At 66.7% G+C, this 18,301-nt stretch carries 17 protein-coding genes; 4 read left to right on the forward strand and 13 right to left on the reverse strand.

Features of this window, described 5'->3' with window-relative positions; genetic code table 11:
* The 7 genes from CEY09_RS02675 to CEY09_RS02705 are packed head-to-tail and all read right to left on the reverse strand — an operon-like array spanning position 1 to position 6,688.
* The gene (locus tag CEY09_RS02675; RefSeq protein ID WP_088587427.1) at positions 1-870 is read right to left on the reverse strand and encodes an alpha/beta fold hydrolase; all 870 of its coding nucleotides are present in this window, start codon (positions 868-870) and stop codon (positions 1-3) included.
* Complete coding sequence (locus tag CEY09_RS02680; protein ID WP_088587428.1) at positions 867-1,253, reverse strand: hypothetical protein; 387 nt, start codon at positions 1,251-1,253, stop codon at positions 867-869. The genes CEY09_RS02675 and CEY09_RS02680 overlap by 4 nt, the downstream gene beginning before the upstream one ends.
* Before the next feature lie 13 nt (positions 1,254-1,266).
* Complete coding sequence (locus CEY09_RS02685) at positions 1,267-2,082, reverse strand: N-acyl homoserine lactonase family protein (RefSeq protein WP_088587429.1); 816 nt, start codon at positions 2,080-2,082, stop codon at positions 1,267-1,269.
* Positions 2,079-3,302: an ABC transporter substrate-binding protein gene (locus tag CEY09_RS02690; protein WP_088587430.1), complete on the reverse strand. Its 1,224-nt coding sequence runs from the start codon at positions 3,300-3,302 to the stop codon at positions 2,079-2,081. The genes CEY09_RS02685 and CEY09_RS02690 overlap by 4 nt, the downstream gene beginning before the upstream one ends.
* Positions 3,303-3,326: 24 nt before the next feature.
* Positions 3,327-4,757 (reverse strand): NAD-dependent succinate-semialdehyde dehydrogenase, encoded by a 1,431-nt coding sequence (locus tag CEY09_RS02695; protein WP_088587431.1) that lies wholly within the window; start codon positions 4,755-4,757, stop codon positions 3,327-3,329.
* Positions 4,758-5,735 (reverse strand): Bug family tripartite tricarboxylate transporter substrate binding protein, encoded by a 978-nt coding sequence (locus CEY09_RS02700; protein WP_088587432.1) that lies wholly within the window; start codon positions 5,733-5,735, stop codon positions 4,758-4,760.
* A gap of 59 nt (positions 5,736-5,794) precedes the next feature.
* Positions 5,795-6,688 (reverse strand): NAD(P)-dependent oxidoreductase, encoded by an 894-nt coding sequence (locus CEY09_RS02705; protein ID WP_088587433.1) that lies wholly within the window; start codon positions 6,686-6,688, stop codon positions 5,795-5,797.
* Between the two features lie 235 nt (positions 6,689-6,923).
* Between CEY09_RS02705 and CEY09_RS02710 the strand changes: the two genes are divergently transcribed.
* Genes CEY09_RS02710 through CEY09_RS02720 form a run of 3 tightly spaced genes read left to right on the forward strand, consistent with a single transcriptional unit; the run spans position 6,924 to position 11,611 of the window.
* Positions 6,924-8,279 (forward strand): MmgE/PrpD family protein, encoded by a 1,356-nt coding sequence (locus CEY09_RS02710; protein WP_088587434.1) that lies wholly within the window; start codon positions 6,924-6,926, stop codon positions 8,277-8,279.
* A 21-nt stretch (positions 8,280-8,300) separates the two neighbouring features.
* Entirely contained in the window at positions 8,301-10,418 is a 2,118-nt protein-coding gene (locus tag CEY09_RS02715) for an acetate--CoA ligase family protein (RefSeq protein WP_234818207.1), read from the forward strand.
* Positions 10,419-10,459: 41 nt separating this feature from the next.
* Positions 10,460-11,611 (forward strand): acyl-CoA dehydrogenase family protein, encoded by a 1,152-nt coding sequence (locus tag CEY09_RS02720; RefSeq protein WP_088587435.1) that lies wholly within the window; start codon positions 10,460-10,462, stop codon positions 11,609-11,611.
* A 3-nt stretch (positions 11,612-11,614) separates the two neighbouring features.
* Here the strand turns inward: CEY09_RS02720 and CEY09_RS02725 are convergent, their stop codons facing one another.
* From CEY09_RS02725 to CEY09_RS02750, 6 genes are all read right to left on the reverse strand, one after another.
* The gene (locus CEY09_RS02725) at positions 11,615-12,079 is read right to left on the reverse strand and encodes an Rrf2 family transcriptional regulator (RefSeq protein WP_035212164.1); all 465 of its coding nucleotides are present in this window, start codon (positions 12,077-12,079) and stop codon (positions 11,615-11,617) included.
* 58 nt (positions 12,080-12,137) lie between these two features.
* Positions 12,138-13,013 (reverse strand): SAM-dependent methyltransferase, encoded by an 876-nt coding sequence (locus CEY09_RS02730; RefSeq protein ID WP_167389998.1) that lies wholly within the window; start codon positions 13,011-13,013, stop codon positions 12,138-12,140.
* A gap of 74 nt (positions 13,014-13,087) precedes the next feature.
* Positions 13,088-14,383, reverse strand: coding sequence for an APC family permease (locus tag CEY09_RS02735; protein ID WP_175216731.1), 1,296 nt, complete (start codon positions 14,381-14,383; stop codon positions 13,088-13,090).
* A gap of 344 nt (positions 14,384-14,727) precedes the next feature.
* Entirely contained in the window at positions 14,728-15,306 is a 579-nt protein-coding gene (locus CEY09_RS02740) for an amino acid synthesis family protein (protein WP_006222061.1), read from the reverse strand.
* 32 nt (positions 15,307-15,338) lie between these two features.
* Positions 15,339-16,304 carry a Bug family tripartite tricarboxylate transporter substrate binding protein gene (locus tag CEY09_RS02745; RefSeq protein ID WP_088587437.1) on the reverse strand — a complete coding sequence of 322 codons (966 nt, stop codon included), beginning with the start codon at positions 16,302-16,304 and terminating at the stop codon, positions 15,339-15,341.
* Positions 16,305-16,360: 56 nt separating this feature from the next.
* Complete coding sequence (locus CEY09_RS02750; RefSeq protein ID WP_088587438.1) at positions 16,361-17,269, reverse strand: NAD(P)-dependent oxidoreductase; 909 nt, start codon at positions 17,267-17,269, stop codon at positions 16,361-16,363.
* A gap of 126 nt (positions 17,270-17,395) precedes the next feature.
* On the opposite strand from CEY09_RS02750, the gene CEY09_RS02755 reads away from it, so the two are divergent.
* Complete coding sequence (locus tag CEY09_RS02755; protein ID WP_006222058.1) at positions 17,396-18,283, forward strand: LysR family transcriptional regulator; 888 nt, start codon at positions 17,396-17,398, stop codon at positions 18,281-18,283.
* The last annotated feature ends 18 nt before the right edge of the window (positions 18,284-18,301 follow it).

The raw sequence follows: 18,301 nt of genomic DNA on the forward strand, positions 1-18,301 counted from the left end.
CTAGCCGGTCAGGCGCGCTTCGGCCGCCTGGGCCAGCACCGGCCGCAGATAGGCAAGGAAGCGGTCGGGATCTTCGCTCATGGGAAAGTGGCCCATGCCTTCCATGATCTGCCAATGCGATCCGGCGATTCGTCCGGCCAGGAACTCGGTGTCTTGCGGCGTGCACGAATAGTCGTATTCGCCGGTCAGCAGCCACAAGGGGCAACGACGCGTATCGATCCGGGCCACGCGGTCCCGGATATCGCCATCGGCCGTATAGAAATGCAGATCGCCCTTGAACACGCCTGGGCCGCTCTGCATGTAGTGCCACAGCGTTTCCCATCGGTGATTGTCGGGGCTGCCGGGGCCCACCAGGCCGGACACGATGCCGGCGCAGACTTCGCCGCCGTGCACGTCGGGCCGGTTCAGCCATTCCAGGTCATAGTAGGGGTCCACGTGGGCGCCCGACTGCAGCCCGATGGCGCCGCCGAAGCGGTGCGCGTGTTCCAGCGCAAGATGCAGCACGATGCGTCCGCCGATGGAGCACCCCATCACCAGCGGCCGGTCGAGCGCCAGCGCGTCGGCAACCGCGATGATCGCTTGCGCGTAATCCTCGGAAGTGAGTCGGTAGGTTTCCTGCTGCCAGCCTTCGGGCGGTGACGATTTGCCGTGCCAGGGCAGGTCGAACGCGATCACCCGGAAGGACGCCAGGATCCTCGGGTCGTTCATCACGGCCCGGTACTGCCGGGTATCGGCGCCCGCAGTGTGCAGGCACAGCAGCGGGATGCCGGTGCCGGCTTCCTCGACATAGACGCGGTGCGTACGGCCGCCTAGCGTCAAATGCAGGTAGCGCCCGATGATGGGTTCGAAGACGGCGGTTTGCGAATTCACGAGGACGCTCCTTCGGCGCGCGGGCAGGCCAGCACGTCCTTGAAATACAGCAGGTTGGACATCAGGGGATACAGGTCGCCTTCGGCACGCAGGCGCCGGAACTTCACCAGCGCCATCAGATCGTGGAAGCCTGGCGGGGGCAGGGGACGCCAGAATTGCGCCCAGTCTTCGGCCGAGGCGCGCAAGGCGAACTGCCAGCGCGGCATCACGAAGGGGCCTTTCCGTACGGACTGGATCCGGCCCGCCGCCACCGTGATCAGGTAGGCGTCCCCGCCGCGCTCCAGCAGGAACACCGTGTTCAGATGGCGGCCCCGCCATACCAGTCGCTCTTGACCGTTCACGGCGTCGGCCAGCCGGTTCAGGATGAAGTCGTCTTCTTGCATCGGGTTTTCCTTGTCACAAAGGGGGCGTATCCAGCCGGTAGATGCCTGCTTCGCCATCGGCGGGTGGGTATTGCCGAGCGACGGCGGGATCGTGGCCCGGCACGATATGCGCGTCGGATTGCACCAGCGCGCGAATACGCCGATAGCCTTCCAGCATGTCGCCCAGGTGAAAGATAGCGGGAAACGGGTTGTCGTCGGTGAAGTTGCGGGCATAGTGCAAGGCGTCGGAAGCCAGCACGATCCAGCCGCGCGCGGTGTGCACCCGCACCACCTGCAAACCCTGGGTATGGCCGCCGATGTGATGCAGTTCCAGCCCGGGCGCAAGCTCGGCGTCGCCGTCGTGGAAGCGGACGTGCCCCGCATAGACCTGGCGCACGACCGACTGCACGTCGTCCACCGAAAAGAAATGCCGCATGGCCGCAAAGCACATGTAGCGGCCCGTGGCGTACTGCATTTCGGTGTCTTGCAGATGGACCTGCGCTCGGGGATAGGCCTCGACGTTGCCGGCGTGGTCATAGTGCAGGTGCGTCAGGATCACGTGGTCGATGTCGGCCGGCGCCAGGCCCAGCCGGGCCAGCGCGGCCTCGGGATGCAGCGTGAAGGCCCGGTCGCGGGCGCGCGCCGAGCATGCGCTGAAACCGGTGTCTACCAGCACATTGCCGGCCGGGCCGCGCAGCAGCCAGCAATAGAAATCCAGCGGCATGGGCCCGTCGTGCACATCGGCGCGAGACAGGAAGTTGTCGACCGCGCGCCGGGTCACGCTGGCGTAGCGGATGGCATACGCCTCGTAGACCGGCAGCGCGGCGCCGTCTGCGGGCGCCGTGGTCATTGCTTGACCAGCTTGCATTGGCTTTCGGCCAAGGGCATGAAAGCCTGGTCGCCCGGCACCGTCTTGACGATCTTGTAGTAGTCCCACGCAGCCTGGGATTCCTTGGGCGCCTTCACCTCGACCACATAGGTGTCGTGGATCAGCTTGCCGTCTTCGCGCAGCCGGGCGTTGCGCGCAAACGCGTCATGGATCGGCATGCTGCGCAGCGTCTTCATCACGGTGTCCACATTGTCCGTACCCGATTTCTCCACGGCTCGCAGGTAGTTCAGCACGGCGGAATACTGGCCGGCCTGCAAGGCAGTGGGCATCTTGTTGGCGGCTTTGAAGAAGCGCTGCGCGAAGGCGCGCGTCTCGTCGTCCATGTTCCAGTAGAAGGTTTCGGCGAACGTCATGCCCTGGGCGGCTTCCAGGCCCACGCCGTGCACGTCCGTGATGCTCATCAGCATGGCGACCAGCTTCTGGCGGTCGGCCAGGCCAAATTCGCGGGCCTGCTTGATCTCGTTCTGCAAGTCGGCGCCCGCGCTGGCGAAGCCCACCGCATCCGCCTTGCTGGCTTGGGCCGACAGCAGGAAGGACGCGAAGTCCGTCCCCGGGAAGGGGTAGCGAACCGAGCCGGCCACCGTGCCGCCGCCTTCCTTTACGAAACGCATACCGTCGCTTTCCAGCGAATGGCCGAACGCGTAGTCGGCCGTGACGAAATACCATTTCTTTGCGCCGGCTTCGACCAGCGGCAGCGTGCCCACCTTGGCCAGCGCATAGGTGTCATAGACCCACTGGACGTTGTTGGGCGAGCAGTCTTCGCCCGTGATGCGGGTGGCGCCCGCACCGGTCACCATCGTCATGCGGCCTTTTTCGCGGGCGATGTTCATCACGGCCAGCGCGACCGCGCTGTTGCCCAGTTCGGTCACCACGTCGACCTTTTCGCGGTCCATCCATTCCCGGGCCCGGCCGGCGGCCACGTCGGTCTTGTTCAGGTGATCGGCCGACAGCATCTCGATCGGCTTGCCCAGCACCTGGCCGCCGAAGTCTTCGATGGCCAGTTTGGTGGCCAGCACCGAACCCGGCCCGACGTTGCCAGAATAGGCGCCCGACATGTCCGTCAGCACGCCGATGCGCACGACGCCGTCCGAAATGCCTGCCGGCACCTGGGCGTGCGTGGGCGCTTGCGCCAGCCCGGCGCCCGCAGCCAGGACGAGCACGGTGGTGATCTTCTTACTCATGGTCTTCTCCTTTGGATGGGGCGGCTACAGTTGGCTGACGTACTTGATCTGCATGAATTCCTGCAGGCCTTCGACGCCGCCTTCCTTGCCCAGCCCGCTGTCCTTGAAGCCGCCGAAGGGGGTCTCGGGTAGGGATGCCTGGCAGTGGTTGATGCAGACGACGCCGCTTTCGATGCGTTCGGATGCCAGCCGCGCCGTCGCGGCGTCGCGCGTGAACACATACGAGGCCAGGCCGAACGGCAGGCGGTTGGCCAGCGCCAGCGCTTCGTCCGTCTCACGAAAGGGCTGCACCAGCGCCAATGGGCCGAAGGGCTCGGTGTTGGCGGCCAGGCAGTCGGGGCCGACGTCGCGCAGCACGGTCGGCGCCCAGAACCAGCCGGGCAGGTCCAGGCGCGTGCCGCCGGCGGCAAGCTGCGCGCCGTGCCTGACCGCGTCGGCCACCATGGTTTCCATGGCGGCCAGGCGCCGGGGGTTCGCCAAAGGCCCCATTTGCACGCCGGCTTCCAGCCCGTTGCCGACGCGCCAGCCCCGGGCACGCTCGGCAAGACGCTGCACAAACCGTTCATAGACGCCTTGCTGCACGAACATGCGGGTGGGCGACGTGCAGATCTGGCCGGCATTGCGCAACTTGGCGGCCAGCAGGGCATCGGCGGCGGCTTCCGGGTCGGCATCGTCGAATACCAGCACCGGCGCGTGTCCGCCCAGCTCCAGCGTGGCGCGCTTCAGGCCGGCGGCGGCCATCACCGCCAGTTCGCGACCGATGGACGTGGACCCGGTGAAAGTCACCATGCGGATCACGGGCGAGGCGATCAGGCGTTTGGAGATTTCGCCGGGGTCGCCGAACAGCATGTTCAACACGCCGGCGGGCAGGCCGGCATCAGCCAGCGCGCGGCCGATTTCCAGCGCGATCGCAGGCGTTTCCTCGGACGGCTTGATCACGATGGAGCAGCCGGCCGCCAACGCGCCCGCGATCTTGCGCGACGGCGTGATGGCCGGCGCATTCCAGCCCGAGAAGGCGGCGACCGGGCCAACCGGCTCCGGGACCGCCATCTGGCGGATGCCGCCAACACGCCCTGGGATCAGGCGGCCATAGGTGCGCCGGGCCTCTTCAGCGGCCCATTCGAACATTTCAGCCGCGGTCGCCACTTCCTTCTCGGATTCGGCCAGCGGCTTGCCCAGTTCCCGGGTGATCAGCCACGCCAGCAGCGGCGTGCGTTCGCGCATCAGGCTGGCGGCGCGGCGCAGGATGGCCGCCCGTTCCAGCGCCGGCGTATCGCGCCAGCCGGGAAAGCTGCGGCGGGCGGCTTCCAGCGCCTCGTCGATGTCGTCCGGCGCCGCAACCGGCACGCGCCCCAGCACGGCCAAAGTGGCGGGGTCGATCACTTCCAGGCCCGGGCGGTTGCCGGCGGGCACGGCGCGGCCGCCGATCAGCAGGTTCAGTTCGGGATAGTGCATTTAGTCCGCCCTTGCGATGTGGCTGGTCTGCATGACTTGCGCCCAGCGGTCGGTTTGCGTGCTGATGTGCCGCGCGAAGTCTTCGGGGCTACCGGTCATGGGGTATTGGCCCAGTTTCAACAGCGCGTCGCGCGCGGCTTCGGTGCCCATCACCTTGTTGATCGCGGCGTTCAGGCGTTGCGTCACGGCGGGCGGCACCCCGGCGGGCGCCAGCACGCCGTTCCACGGCTCGGCGGTGAACCCGGGGATGCCGGCCGATTCCGCCACCGTCGGCACGCCCGGCGCCACGGACGAGGGCTGGGCGGCTGCGATCCCCAGCGCCCGCATCTTGCCGGCCTGCACCTGCGGCATGGCGGCGATCGCGCTCAGGAACGCCATGTCCACCCGGCCGGCCACCAGGTCGGCGATGGCCGCCGAGTCGCCCTTGTAGGGAATGTGGGTGATGTCCACCTTGGAGGTGCTCTTGAACCATTCGCCGGCCAGGTGGTTGACGGCGCCGCTGCCGGCGGACGCGAAGGTCAATGCGCCGGGCTTGACCCGCGCGCCGGCGATCAGCTCCTGTACGGTCTTGAACGGCGAATCGGCCGGCACGACGAGCAGATACGGGTAGCTGGCCACCAGCCCGACGGGCTGGAAGTCCTTGAGCACCTGATAGTCGACCTTCTGTTTGTAGACGGGTTCGATGGACAGCGTGCCGCTGCTGCCGAGCATCAGCGTGTAGCCGTCGGCGGCGGCGCGCTTGACGGCTTGCACCGCCACGACGCCGTTGGCGCCCGGGCGGTTTTCCACCACGATGGTCTGGCCGAGTTCGGTTTCCAGTCCGCGGGCCAGATAGCGTCCGACGGCGTCGGTCGGGCCGCCGGCGGTGAATCCGATCACCAGCGTGATCGGTTTGACGGGGTAATCCGCGGCGGCGGCATTGAAGCCGAACGCGGCGGCGAGCACGGGCAGCGCCCACCTGGAGAGCATGGAGGTCATGGTTGTCTCGAATAGGGAAAGGTGCGGCGCATCAGGCGCCGCCGGCAGGAAGACAGGGTTCAGGCGTAGCCGCGTTCGATCAGCTTGACCATCACCGGGTAGTATTCCTTGACGTAGCCTGCGGCGCGCGTGCGCTCCAGCAGGTCGTGCGTCAACTTGGCGGCGCGGGCGTCGACATCGCCCTGGTTCGCCAGTTCAAGCGCCAGCAGGATGTCCTTGATCGCGTACTCGGTGGGAAAGGTCTTTTCCGGGAACGATTCCGCGGCGAGCGCCTTCTGGCCCGGATTGCGCAGTACGAAGCTGTCGGCCGAGCCCTTGCTGAGTGCATCCAGCAGCAGCGTGCCGTCAACGCCCGCGCTACGGCCGATCGTGATGGCTTCCGCCAGCGCATGCACCGTCATGAACACGACCATGTTGTTCATGATCTTCACGACCTGCCCATTGCCGACGCCGCCGCACAGCAGCACGTCCGTGCCCATGCACGACAGGTAGGGCAGGACCGTCTCGTAGTCCTCGCGGGTGGCGCCTACCGTGATCATCAGCGTGCCCAGCCGGGCGGCTTCGCGCATGCGCGCCACCGGCGCGTCGATCAGCAGGATGCCGTGGCCGCGCAACACCTCGGCCAGGCGGCGGGTGCGGCCGACGTCGCTGGTGCTCATGTCGACCACGATGCGGACGCGCCCGGCGGCCTCCACCAGACCGCCCGGTCCGGTGCACACCTGTTCCACCTGCACGATGCTGGGTAGCGACAGGAACACGATTTCGGCGGTCTGCGCCACTTCGATGATCGACGCGCAGGCGTGGCCGCCCAATGCGCCGATGCGGGCCACCGGCTCGGGACTGATATCGGCCACATAAACCGGGTGCCCGGATTTGCGGACGAGATTGGCGCACATGGGTTCGCCCATCACGCCCAGGCCGATGAAACCCAGCGGGGTCTTTGTCTCACTCATTACTTCCTCCTTGGTATGGCGACTGTTTTTCTTGCTATTGCCATGCAGCTTACGGAAGGCCCCCGCCGGCTGGTATGAAAAATTGGCAAAGCAACTATCTCTAAATCCGTCCCCCCTGGAACAAGAACGCTCGTTTTCCTTTTTATCAATCCTGGCCGGGGGCAGGCCGCCTAGAGTGGACGGCAGATATCAGCGACGCGGTTGCCGCGCTGCAATAACAAGAGGAGAGACAAGCATGCTGCTGGACACGATCGCCGCGTATGGCGCGCAGGACACGCTGGCCAGGTTGCCGGACGAGGTCATCCACCACGCCAAGCGCGCGTTCCTGGATTGGTTGTCGGCGCTGTATCCCGGCACGCGCACGGCGCCTTGCCTGCAACTGCTGGGCGCGCACGGCGCCGAATTGGGTTCTGGCGCTTCCAGCTTGCCGGGCTGCGCCACCACCGCCTTTGCGGCCACGGCGGCGTGGATCAACGGCAGCGTGTCGCACGCCGTGGAATTCGACGACATCTTCCGCGACGCGATCTATCACCCCGGCTGCCCGACCATCGCCGCCGCCCTGGCGCTGGCCGAGGAGGGCGACGCCAGCGGCCAGGCCTTGCTGAACGCCATCGTGGTGGGTTACGAGATATCGACCCGCATCGGCGCTGCCGTGCAACCGTCGCATTACCGCTACTTCCATACCACCGGCACCGTGGGCTGCTTCGGCAGCGCCGCCGCCGCAGCGGCCTTGTGCGCCCCGGGCGACGTGCAGGCGATGCTGCATGCGCTGGCCACCGCCGGCACGTTGGCCAGCGGCCTGCAGCAGGCCTTCCGGTCCGACGCGATGAGCAAGGCGCTGCACGCCGGCCATGCCGCCGAAGTCGGCGTGCGGGCCGGGCAGGGCGCGGCGCACGGCATTACCGGCGTACCGGACATCCTGGAAGGCAAGGTCGGCTTCGGGGCGGCCTTGGCAGAAGATCCCGACTGGGCCGTGGCCGTCGACGGCCTGGGCCAACGCTACAACATCCTGTCGATCACGCAGAAGAACCACGGCTGCTGCGGCCATACCTTCGCCGCCATCGACGCCGCGCTGGCGTTGCGCCAGCAGGGGCTGTGTGCGGACGACGTCGCGGCGCTACGGGTGGACGCCTATCAGACGTCCCTGGACGTCACGGGCAATTTTTCGCCCAACACCGCCTTCGAGGCCAAGTTCAGCCTGCCGTACGTGGTGGCGCACGCGCTCGTCCATGGTTCGGTACGACTGGACGCTTTCGGCCCCGACCGTCTGCGCGACCCGCAGGTACGCCAGCTGATGCAACGGCTGGAGTTGCGGGCAGACCCTGCGTTTACAGCGGGCTTTCCCCGCATGCGCGCCGCGCGGCTGACGGTCACGACCACCGCCGGGCAGGTGCTTGAACACCATTCCCCGTTTCGCAAGGGTGACCCCGAGTCGCCGTTGTCGGATGCGGACCTTGCCGACAAATTCGACGAACTGGCCGGTCCTGTCCTGGGCCGGGCGCGCGCCCGCGCCTTGCGCGAGAACGTGTGGCGCCTGGACACGATGCCGGTGCGCGCACTGCGCCTGGCCGCCGACATGCCCCGACTTTGATTCCCGATCCCTTTGGAACCCATGACATCCACCGCATCCATGTCCTCTTTTTCTTCCTCCTCTTCCTTCGCCGACGCATTGCTGTCCCCCCGCGCGGTCGCCCTGGTGGGCGCCTCGGGCGACGCGCGCAAGAACACCGCGCGCCCTTTGCGGTTCATGCGCAAGCATGGCTATAGCGGGGCCATCTACCCCATCAACGCCGCCCGGGCCGAGATCCTGGGCGAACGGGCGTATCCATCGCTGGCGGGCCTGCCCGGGCCGGTCGACCACGTTTTCGTGATGATTCCTGGCATTGAAGTAGCGGCGCTGCTGCCGGCTTGTGCCGAAGCCGGCGCGCGGGTCGTGACGGTCTATTCCGACGGGTTCGGTGAAACCGGGCCGGACGGCCAGGCGCGCCAGGCCGCACTGGTGGCGCAGGCGCGCGGGCTGGGCCTGCGCCTGTTGGGACCGAACAGCATCGGCCTGGCCGACCTGCACACCGGCGGGATCCTGTCCGTGAACGCCGCGTTCGAGGCCGACACCCTGTTGCCCGGCGACATCAGCATGGTGTCCCAGAGCGGATCGATGATGGGGTCCTTGCTGTCGCGCGCCGCGGCCCGCGGCTTCGGGTTCGCCAAGTCGGTGTCGGTGGGCAACGAAAGCGATATCTCCGTCGGCGAGGTGGTCGATGCGCTGGTCGACGACGCGCACACCAAAGTCATCCTGATGTTCCTGGAAACCTTGCGCGACGCGCCGACGCTGGCCCGGGCGCTGACCCGTGCCCGGGTCCAGGGCAAGCCGGTGGTCGCCTACAAACTGGGCCGGTCCGAACAAGGCGACGCGCTGGCGCAGTCGCATACGGGGGCCATGGCCGGCAACGACGCGGCAGTCGACGCCTTCTTGATCACGCATGGGGTCATGCGGGTGCGGCATCTGGAGACCTTGTTCGAGATCGCGCCGCTGGCGTCGCGTTATCGTCGGCCGAGCCGTGCTGCCGCTGCCGTGGCCGAGGGCGCTGCCGCCCGAGTCGCGGTGATCACCACCACGGGCGGTGGCGCTGCCACGGTGGTCGACAACCTCGGGCTGCACGGCCTGGCCGCCGTGGCGCCGCCCGCGGATTTCGTGCGGATGATCGCCCAATCCGGCCTGAACATTCGGGAAACGCCCGTCATCGACCTGACACTGGCAGCCAGCAGCGCGCAATACAAGATGTTGCTTGAACACCTGCTGCGCGCCGATTGGTGCGATGCCGTCCTGAGCGTGGTGGGATCCTCGGCGCAGTTCCATCCCGGCCTGGCGGTCAAGCCGCTGTTGGAGGCGGACAAGCCGGACGGCAAACCCCTTGCGGTCTTCCTGGCGCCCGAGGCCCCGGAATCGCTGGCCTTGCTGCGTGCGGGCGGGATCGCGGCCTTTCGCACGCCTGAGGCCTGCGCCGACGCGCTTTCCGTGTTCTTCGCCGATGCCGGCCAGCCGCCGGTGGCAGGCACGCCCGTGGCGTGGCCGGACGGCCTGCCGCAACGGGGCATGCTCAGTGAACACGAGTCGGGCGCGCTGTTCCGCAGCCTGGGCGTGCCGGTCTCGGCCGGCCAACTGCTGACGCCGGACGCGCTGCATCACAGCGTGCCGTATCCGCTGGTGGCCAAGGTCTGCTCGCCGGATCTGGCCCACAAGACCGAATTGGGCGCTGTCCGTGTCGGCATCGCGGATGGGCAGGCGCTGGCGCTTGCGGCGGGCCAGATGCTGGATGCCGTGCGCCGCCAGGCGCCCCAGGCACGTATCGACGGCATCCTGGTCCAGCCCATGGAAAGCCGATTGATCGAATTGATCCTGGGCTATCGCCACGATCCGCTGGTGGGCCCCACCGTGCTGCTGGGTGCAGGCGGCATCGCCGCCGAGCTGTCGCCGGACTTTGCGCTGCGCCTGGCGCCCGTGTCCGTAGATGAAGCCCGCCGCATGATCGTGGAGGTCCGCCAGACCCGGCTCGTCCGGGGCTTTCGCGGCTTGCCCGAAGGCGATTGCGAAAGTTTGGCCCGCACCATCGCGGCGTTTTCCAGGCTGGCTTGCCTGGCCGGCGTGCAGGTGGAGGAAGCCGAAATCAACCCCTTGTTTGTCCGCGCCGATGGCGTGGTCGCCGTCGACGGCCTGGTTCGCGTGGCCTGACCCTTGCCCATTTTTTCACTCTTGCATCAGGAACTACCTAGATGGACTTCAAGCTGACTCCGGAACAACAGGATTTCCAGACCGCGGTGCGCCGCTTCGCCGAACGCGAATTGCGCGACGGCGCCGTCGAACGCGCCCACTCCGACGACTACCCCTGGGATGTGGCCCGCAACATGGCCGGGCAGGGCTTGCTGGGCATCACCGTGGCGGAACAGGACGGCGGCGTCGGCGGTTCGCTGATGGACGCCGTCATCGCCATCGAAACCGTGGCATCCGTGTGCCCGCGCAGCGCCGACGTGGTGCAGGCGGGCAACTTCGGCGCTATCCGGGTGCTGGCTGAATACGGCAGCGCACTGCAAAAGCAGAAGTACCTGACCGCGCTGCTGGCCGGCGAAGGCCTGATTTCGGTCGGCATGACCGAACCCGATGCGGGCTCGGCTGTCACCGAACTGAAGACCAGCGCCACCCGTGCCGATGGCGGTTGGCGCATCAACGGTACCAAGATCTTCACCACCCACGGCCCGCACGCCAGCGTGATCCTGACCTATGTGCGCTTCGGCCCGGGAACGGGCGGCATCGGGTCCGTCCTGATCGACACCAAGGCCGAGGGTGTGAAACTGGGCAAGCGGTCCGCGTTCATGTCCGGCGAGGAATGGGTCGAGATCTTCTTCGACAACGTGTTCGTGGCCGACGACATGGTCGTCCTGGGCGAGGGCGGCTTCAAGAAGCAGATCGCCGGCTTCAACGTGGAACGCATCGGCAACACGGCGCGGTCGCTGGCGCTGGGCCGCTATGCCTACGAAGAAGCGCGCAACTGGGCGATGCAGCGCAAGCAGTTCGGCCGCCTGCTGTGTGAATTCCAGGGGCTGCAATGGAAATTCGCGGATATGCGGATCAAGCTGGATGCCGCCCAATTGCTGCTGTACCGGGCGGCCATTGGTGCAGACACCGGGTTCCCGTCGGCCACCGACACGGCCATTGCCAAGGCCTACTGCAACCAGGTGGGCTTCGACGTGGCCAATGACGCCTTGCAGGTGCTGGGCGGATTGGGCTACAGCCGGGAGTCACTGGTCGAGTACTGCGTGCGCCGGTGCCGCGGATGGATGATCGCCGGGGGATCTATCGAGATCCTGAAGAACCGCATCGCCGAAGGCATCTTCGAACGCAGCTTTTCGCAGCGTCCCCCGCGCTGAAGGTCATTCCGCGTGCGCCGTCGCCAGGTCAAAGCCCCGGCCGTGGCGCACCATGCCGGCGTGGAAGTCCTTGCTGAGCGCGGCCAGGGTAACGGCGCCGAACCGCTCCATCAGCAAGGCTTCGGCGTCTTCGAAGGCGCCGGTCAGCGCCTTGTTCACGGCCGCTTCGACCAGGCAGCCGGGCGCATCGCTACGGTTGCCCATGGCGAAGATCTCGGGCGACCCCAGCGCTTCATAGATGTCGCGCAGCGTCACGTGGTTGAAATCGCACGAGATCGTCCAGCCGCCGCCATGGCCTTTTTCGGAACGCACCAGCCCCTGGTCGCGCAGCCCGGCCATGATGCGGCGGATGACGACGGGGTTGGTCTGCATGACGCGGCCCAGGTCTTCCGACGTCATGGGGCCGGGCGCCTCGGCCATATGCAGCAGGACATGCAGCACGCCGGAAAGTTTGCTGTCTCTTCTCATGCAACGCATGCTATTGCATGAGAAGCGCCCCGGTCAAACGGCGCCGCCCCGTGGACGCTCAAGTGCGCCTGGCGGACCAGTTGCCCTTGCCAGCCGCCGTGCCGCTCATGGTCTTGCCGTTGACTTCGCCGGTGTAGCGCACGCCGTTGGCGGTGAACGAAATCGCAGTGCCGTTCAGGCGGGCGTCCGAAATGTCGGTGGATCCCAATTTGCCCGACAGCATCTGGTACTGCTGCGTCAGCTGCAGCGTCTGGCCGTCCACCTCCCATTTGCCTTCGACCTTGGCGGGCACGATCCAGAGCAGCGCGGTGCAGTAGGTGGAGCAATCCTTGGTGACGGTTTCGGCCGCGTCGGGCTCCCAGTCGCCCATGCGGAATGTATTGGACACCACTCGGGTGCCGGGCGGTAGCTGTAGCAGCGTGGGACGCAGCTTCTCGTTGATGGTCGACAGCAGGAACATGGTGATCACGTCTGCCTTGGACAGGTCGGTCTGGAACAGGTCGGCCGCCACAAAGGTGGCGCGGTCCGCGACGCCGGCCCGTTGCGCGTTGCGGCGCGACAGTTCGACCAGGTCGGGGTTGTATTCGATGCCTTGCGCCGTCAGGCCACGCTGCGCGGCGGTGATCACGGTGCGGCCATCGCCGGAACCCAGGTCCATCAGCCGGTCCTTCGGCGTGACCTTGGCCATGTCCAGCATCTTGTCCACCAGCGTCTGTGGCGTCGGCACCCAGATCACGTCCTTGCCGTCCTGGCCGACGTCCGGCACGTATTCCTCTTGGGTGCCTGCCGCGGCGGCAGGCTTTGCCGCAGGTTGGGCGGTGGCGATGGCCGCGTAAGCCAGGGACAGCGCCATGGCGGTGGCCACTACGATGGCCCGGCGCCTGGGCAAGCGCGAAAGGCGGCCGGCGACTAGGGGTTGAGTCGAGGGTTGCATGGTGGGCTCTCCTTGTAGGTCAACAGCTGGGAACGAACCGCGGGCGTGGCAGCGCCCGCCAGGAAAAACATGCGTCAGCCCGACATCCCGGCAGGCTTGAGTAGACGCAGCATGGGGATGCCGGCTGCCAGGACGGCCAGACCGATCAAGGCGCCGGCGCCCGCATAGACCGCGCTGGAATAGACCAGGCCGGCGCAGGTTATCCCCAGCAGCAGCGGGGGAAGGGGATAGAGCGGCACGCGGAACGGCCGCGGCCGCTCGGGATCCAGCTGCCGCAGGCGCCACACCGATGCTGCCACCAGCAGCATGAAGATCCAGAACACGGGCGCGGTGTACGCCACCAGCGTCTGCACGCTGTTCTGGCTGAACGCGCCCAGGGCCACCAGCACCAGCGTGATCGCGCCTTGGGCCAGCAGCGCGGCGACCGGCGTTTCCTTGCGGGCGCTCCAGCCCGCCAGCGCGTGCAGGCGCGGCACATCGCGGCCCAAGGCGTAATAGACGCGAGCGCCGGTGATGATGGTGCCGTTGATGGTGCTGAGCGCGGTGGCGCAAATGGTCAGGCTGAGCAGCGCGGCGGCATAGGGGCCGGCCGCCAGCTGCATGACGTCGGCGCCCAGCGCGGGGGTATCGCGCAGGCCTTGCAGGCCGAAGATCTCCAGCAGCGCAAGGTTCGTCAGCACGTAGGCGCCCGTCACGATGACCGTGCCGATCAGCAGCACCCGGCTCATGTTGCGGCCGGGATCGCGCAGTTCACCGCTAAGGTAAGCGGCTTCGTTCCATCCGCCGTAGGTCAGCAGCACGAATACCATGCCCATGCCCATCAGGCCGGCCGGGCTGCCGACAAGCGGGGTGGGTGTGGCGGCGGCGGCCGCGGTGTCGCCCGAGGCGGTCAGGCTGGCGACCAGGACTGCCGCCAGCGCCCCGAGGGTCAACACGGTGAACACCCATTGCAGCCGTTTGGAATAGCGCGTGCCCACGATATTCAGCGCTGTCAGGGCGGCGACCGAGATCGCGGCGTGCGCCGCCGGGCCATAGGTACCCAGCGGCATCAGCCGCTGCGCATAATCGCCGTAAATATAGGCGACCACAGCGATCGCGCCGGTCTGGATCACCGTACATCGGGCCCAGGCAAACATCAGGCCGACGCGCGGGCCCCATGCCCGGGTCAGGTACAGGTATTCGCCGCCCGCACCGGGATAGGCCGAGCCCAGTTCCGCATAGCACAGGGCGCCGACCAGCATCACCAGGCCGCCCGCGCACCACAGCGCGATATACATGGCTTCGGAACCCGCGTGTTGCGCGACCAGCGGCGGAAACCCGAAGATGCCGATGCCGATCACGACCCCGACCAATACGACGATGGCGTCCATCACCGATAACCCCGGTTGCGCCTCGTCAAGCATACGGGTCGGTATCGCGGCGGTGCGCGGACGGATCAGTGTCATGGGGGCTCTCGGAGGGGCGGCGGGAGACAGGTGCGGCGCGTGCCGGAGAAGGCGCCTGACGATAACCTGAACAATTAGCGACCGTTACGAAAGCAAGAAAGTTTCTTCGGGTTTTCCCCAAAAAGACGATGCATTCGTGCAAAGGCGCCGAATAGCATCGTCTACATAGCTTTAAGATGACTCAGTAAGTTATTGATATATAACTATTAAAAATCCATATTAAAGTGATTTAGTTAAAGTAATTTCTTAAGAAGAGCGCCGCGATTTTTTTATCGCTGACCGTCATGAACCGAGACGGCGTCCTTCGTCAGACCCCCTAATCGGGAATGCACGCGGCCCCCCGTGCCCATCACCAGCGCGAACAGGATTTCGCCCGCACGCGGCGCATCCTGAATGCCGATTTCGATGCTGTTGAAGTGACTGCGCACGTACGACGCATGGATGTAATGCACCGGCACCATGAGGCGATAGCCGGCCACCGCAACGGCCTTCACCGCGGGCACCATCGCCTTGGGTTCGCCCAGCACCGTGCGCATCGCCCAGCCACCGGCTTCATGCCAGACGGCGCCATGCTCCATCTCGCCATCCAGGCCGACGATGACGGCCTTGCTGTAGACCTCGATGTTGTCCTTGCCCAGCGTGTCCACCAGCTCGGTGGCCAGCAACGTGCCCAACGAGCGCAACTCAGCCATGAACGGCATCAGGTCCGGTTCGTAGCGCCCTGCGTAGGGGTTCTTGATGACGGCGCACGAGGCGGCCAGCTTCAGCGGCTGGGCCGGCGCGGGGCCGTTTTCGTGGAAAGTGGTTTCAACAATCAGGCAACGCTTGCGGATTTCAATCAACGACATGGAAGTCTCGTTACGTAGAGGGAATGAAGGGGTCATTGCGGGGGTATGCCGGTTTCCTTGACGATCGCGGCCCATTTGTCGATCTCGGCCACGACGAAGGCGCCGAACTCGGCCGGGCTTTGCGTCTTCACGGTCAGCCCCTGGCGCGCATAGGTTTCCTGCAGTTCCTTGTTGGCCAGGGCAATATCCAGGGAACGGGCCAAGCGGTCGGCCACGGGCTGGGGCAAGCCTGCCGGCCCCATCAGCCCGAACCAGACCGTCAGGTTGAAACCGGGGGCGCCGGATTCGTTCAAGGTGGGAATGTCGGGCGCCAGCGGGAAGCGGTCGGGCGTACTGACGCCGTACGTCTTGACCTTGCCGGCGCGGGCTTGCTGCAGGCCGTTGGCCAGGTCCGTGAACGTCAGGTCGACGGTGCCGCCGATGACGTCGGTCAGCGCTTGGGGGCCGCCGCGGTACGGGACGGCGGTGACGGTGATGTCGCCCATGGCGGCGAGCTTGGCGCCGAATACCTGGGCGCTGCCCGATCCGTAGGCGTAGGTGAGCTTGCCGGGATGTTGGCGGCCATAGGTGAACAGCTCGCCCACGTTGGCGCCTGCCGTCTTGGGCGAGCCCACCAGCAGATACGGCGTTTCCGCGACCGCGCCGATGGGCGCAAGGTCTTTCGCCGGGTTGTAGGGCAGGTCCTTGAACAGGCTGACGCCGCTGGCGGCGGTAGAGACGCCCACCACCACCAGCGTATAGCCGTCGGGTTTCGCCCGCGCCACGTCGTGGGTGCCGATGATGCCGTTGGCGCCGGGCTTGTTTTCCACGACCACGGGCTGGCCCAGGTCGGTGGCCATATGCTTGCCCAGGCTGCGCGCCACCACGTCGGTGATGCTGCCGGGCGGGAAGGGGACGACCATCCGGATCGGGTGGTCGGGAAAAGAAGGGGCCGCCAGCGCTGAGGCGGCGGCGGTCAGCCCCAGCGCCAGGGCGATGGAGGTGGCGGTTCTGTGCATGGTGTTTGTCTCCCTTATGGCGGATGTGCCTTTGTTATAGGGGTGTTGCTGCGCGTTCAACCCGCGCCGTGCCGCGTTTCCAGATAACGGTAGATCTCCGTGTTGTCCGCGGCGGCGGGCAGGGCTTGCAACGCCTGCTGCCAGAGGCCGGTGCACAGCGACAGTTGCGGCGCCGGTACGCCCGACAGTTGTTGCAGGCTGTCCGCGGTGCGCAGGTCTTTGGCCATCAGCGCCAGGGCGAAACCGCCATTGAAGGTGCGCGGCACGATGAACTGGGCCAGCTTTGTTTCGGTGGCCACGTTGCGGCCGCTGGACGCGTTCAGCACTTGGGTGAAGATGGCGGGGTCCAGATCCATCCCCTGGGCGATCAGCATCGCTTCGCTGGCCGCCAGCAGGCCGGCCGCGTAGACATAGTTGTTCAGCGCCTTCATGGCGTGGGCCGAGCCCACCGCACCCGTATGGATCAGCGTGGCCCCCATGCGGGACAGGATCGGCCGCACGCGTTCCAGGTCGTCGGCCAGACCGCCCGCCATGATCGCCAGCGTGCCGTTGGCGGCTTTGGCGACCGCGCCGGATACCGGGGCGTCGATCAGCGTGATGCCCGCTACCTGCAGCAGCGGCGCCAGCCGCAGGGTGTCGGCGGGATTGGACGAGCCCATGTCGATCAGGGTGGCCCCGCGCGGCAGCAGGGCCGCCAGGCCGGGCGAATCTTGCCCGCCCTCAATGACGGCGTTGGTGATCGCGCTATTGGGCAACATCGTGATGACCACCTCGCAGTCGGCAAGGTCGGTCAGGCCGGTGGCCGGCAGCAGCGTGCGTCCCCAGGCGGGATGCGCCTTCAGGCGATCAAACCGCTGCGGATCGCGGTCGTAGGCGTGGATGCGGAAGGTTTCCAAGCCCGCCAGGTTCTCAAGCATCGGCAGGCCCATCATGCCCAGGCCGATGAATCCCAGTTTCAACGTCATGCAATCCCTTTATCGAAACGACCGGAACGGTGCCCGGCGACGACTCTGGATGCTACCGATGCGGCGGGATTTCCTCTTATGCTAAGTTGGCCGGGGGATATAACAATTGATTATCGGAACAGGGCAATGCGGTTCAAACTGAGGCAGATGGAGGTGTTTCGGGCGGTGATGCTGACCGGATCGATGAACGGGGCGGCCAAGCTGCTGTTCGTGTCGCAGCCGGCGGTCAGCCGGCTGATTGCGCATACCGAGCAAAGCCTGGGCCTGCAATTGTTCGCCCGAGACAAAGGCAAGCTCACGCCCACGCCCGAGGCGCACCGGCTCTTCGAGGAAGTGGGGCCGCTGTTTGAAGAGGCGCTGCGCATCGATGAATTTGCGCGGGACCTGGCGGCGCGCCCGGAAGGGGCGCTGACCTTGTGCTCCAGCCCCAGCCTGGGGCTGAACTTCCTGCCGCCCGTCATGGCGCGATACCTGGAGCGCTATCCGAACGTCCGGCTGAAGTACCACACGACGCTGCTGGCGGACATGGGGCACGAGCTCTTGGGACGCAAGGCCGAACTGGCCGTGTCGGTACTGCCCATCGACCACCCCAATCTGATCGTCGAACCGTTCGCCACAGGCCAAATGGTCTGCATCCTGCCCACGGGCCATCCGCTGGCAGCCCAAGCGGAGGTTGGACTGGCCGAACTGGCCGCGTATCGCCTGGTGCTATACAGCCGCAACATCCCGTTCGGCCAATTGGTGGCGGCGGCGTTTCAGCGGGCCGGCGTGGCCTGGACCGCGTCGGTTGACATCGTCCGAGCCGAGCTGGCTTGCGCGCTGGTGCGGGCGGGCGCCGGGGTGGCGATCGTGGACCAGTTCTCGGTCGGGCAAGACGGTTGGCCCGGGCTGGTCGTGCGGCCGCTGCGCGAATCGATTCCGCTGGCGTTGAGCCTGGTGCGGTCACGATTCGATGCGCCCAGCCGCCACGCGCAGCGTTTCGTGCGGGTGTTGAAGGAATACGCGGGAACCTAGGCTGGGTCGCGCGGCCGG

The sequence above is a fragment of the Achromobacter marplatensis genome, from assembly GCF_002209535.1.
In the GTDB taxonomy this organism is placed as follows: Bacteria; Pseudomonadota; Gammaproteobacteria; order Burkholderiales; family Burkholderiaceae_B; genus Achromobacter; species Achromobacter marplatensis.

Bases quoted from the DNA above. Each gene is read 5' to 3' on its own strand.
- CEY09_RS02680 (WP_088587428.1), bottom strand. From the start codon at position 1,253: ATGCAAGAAGACGACTTCATCCTGAACCGGCTGGCCGACGCCGTGAAC.
- CEY09_RS02685 (WP_088587429.1), bottom strand. From the start codon at position 2,082: ATGACCACGGCGCCCGCAGACGGCGCCGCGCTGCCGGTCTACGAGGCG.
- CEY09_RS02690 (WP_088587430.1), bottom strand. From the start codon at position 3,302: ATGAGTAAGAAGATCACCACCGTGCTCGTCCTGGCTGCGGGCGCCGGG.
- CEY09_RS02695 (WP_088587431.1), bottom strand. From the start codon at position 4,757: ATGCACTATCCCGAACTGAACCTGCTGATCGGCGGCCGCGCCGTGCCC.
- CEY09_RS02700 (WP_088587432.1), bottom strand. From the start codon at position 5,735: ATGACCTCCATGCTCTCCAGGTGGGCGCTGCCCGTGCTCGCCGCCGCG.
- CEY09_RS02705 (WP_088587433.1), bottom strand. From the start codon at position 6,688: ATGAGTGAGACAAAGACCCCGCTGGGTTTCATCGGCCTGGGCGTGATG.
- CEY09_RS02710 (WP_088587434.1), top strand. From the start codon at position 6,924: ATGCTGCTGGACACGATCGCCGCGTATGGCGCGCAGGACACGCTGGCC.
- CEY09_RS02715 (WP_234818207.1), top strand. From the start codon at position 8,301: ATGACATCCACCGCATCCATGTCCTCTTTTTCTTCCTCCTCTTCCTTC.
- CEY09_RS02720 (WP_088587435.1), top strand. From the start codon at position 10,460: ATGGACTTCAAGCTGACTCCGGAACAACAGGATTTCCAGACCGCGGTG.
- CEY09_RS02725 (WP_035212164.1), bottom strand. From the start codon at position 12,079: ATGAGAAGAGACAGCAAACTTTCCGGCGTGCTGCATGTCCTGCTGCAT.
- CEY09_RS02730 (WP_167389998.1), bottom strand. From the start codon at position 13,013: ATGCAACCCTCGACTCAACCCCTAGTCGCCGGCCGCCTTTCGCGCTTG.
- CEY09_RS02735 (WP_175216731.1), bottom strand. From the start codon at position 14,383: ATGGACGCCATCGTCGTATTGGTCGGGGTCGTGATCGGCATCGGCATC.
- CEY09_RS02740 (WP_006222061.1), bottom strand. From the start codon at position 15,306: ATGTCGTTGATTGAAATCCGCAAGCGTTGCCTGATTGTTGAAACCACT.
- CEY09_RS02745 (WP_088587437.1), bottom strand. From the start codon at position 16,304: ATGCACAGAACCGCCACCTCCATCGCCCTGGCGCTGGGGCTGACCGCC.
- CEY09_RS02750 (WP_088587438.1), bottom strand. From the start codon at position 17,269: ATGACGTTGAAACTGGGATTCATCGGCCTGGGCATGATGGGCCTGCCG.
- CEY09_RS02755 (WP_006222058.1), top strand. From the start codon at position 17,396: ATGCGGTTCAAACTGAGGCAGATGGAGGTGTTTCGGGCGGTGATGCTG.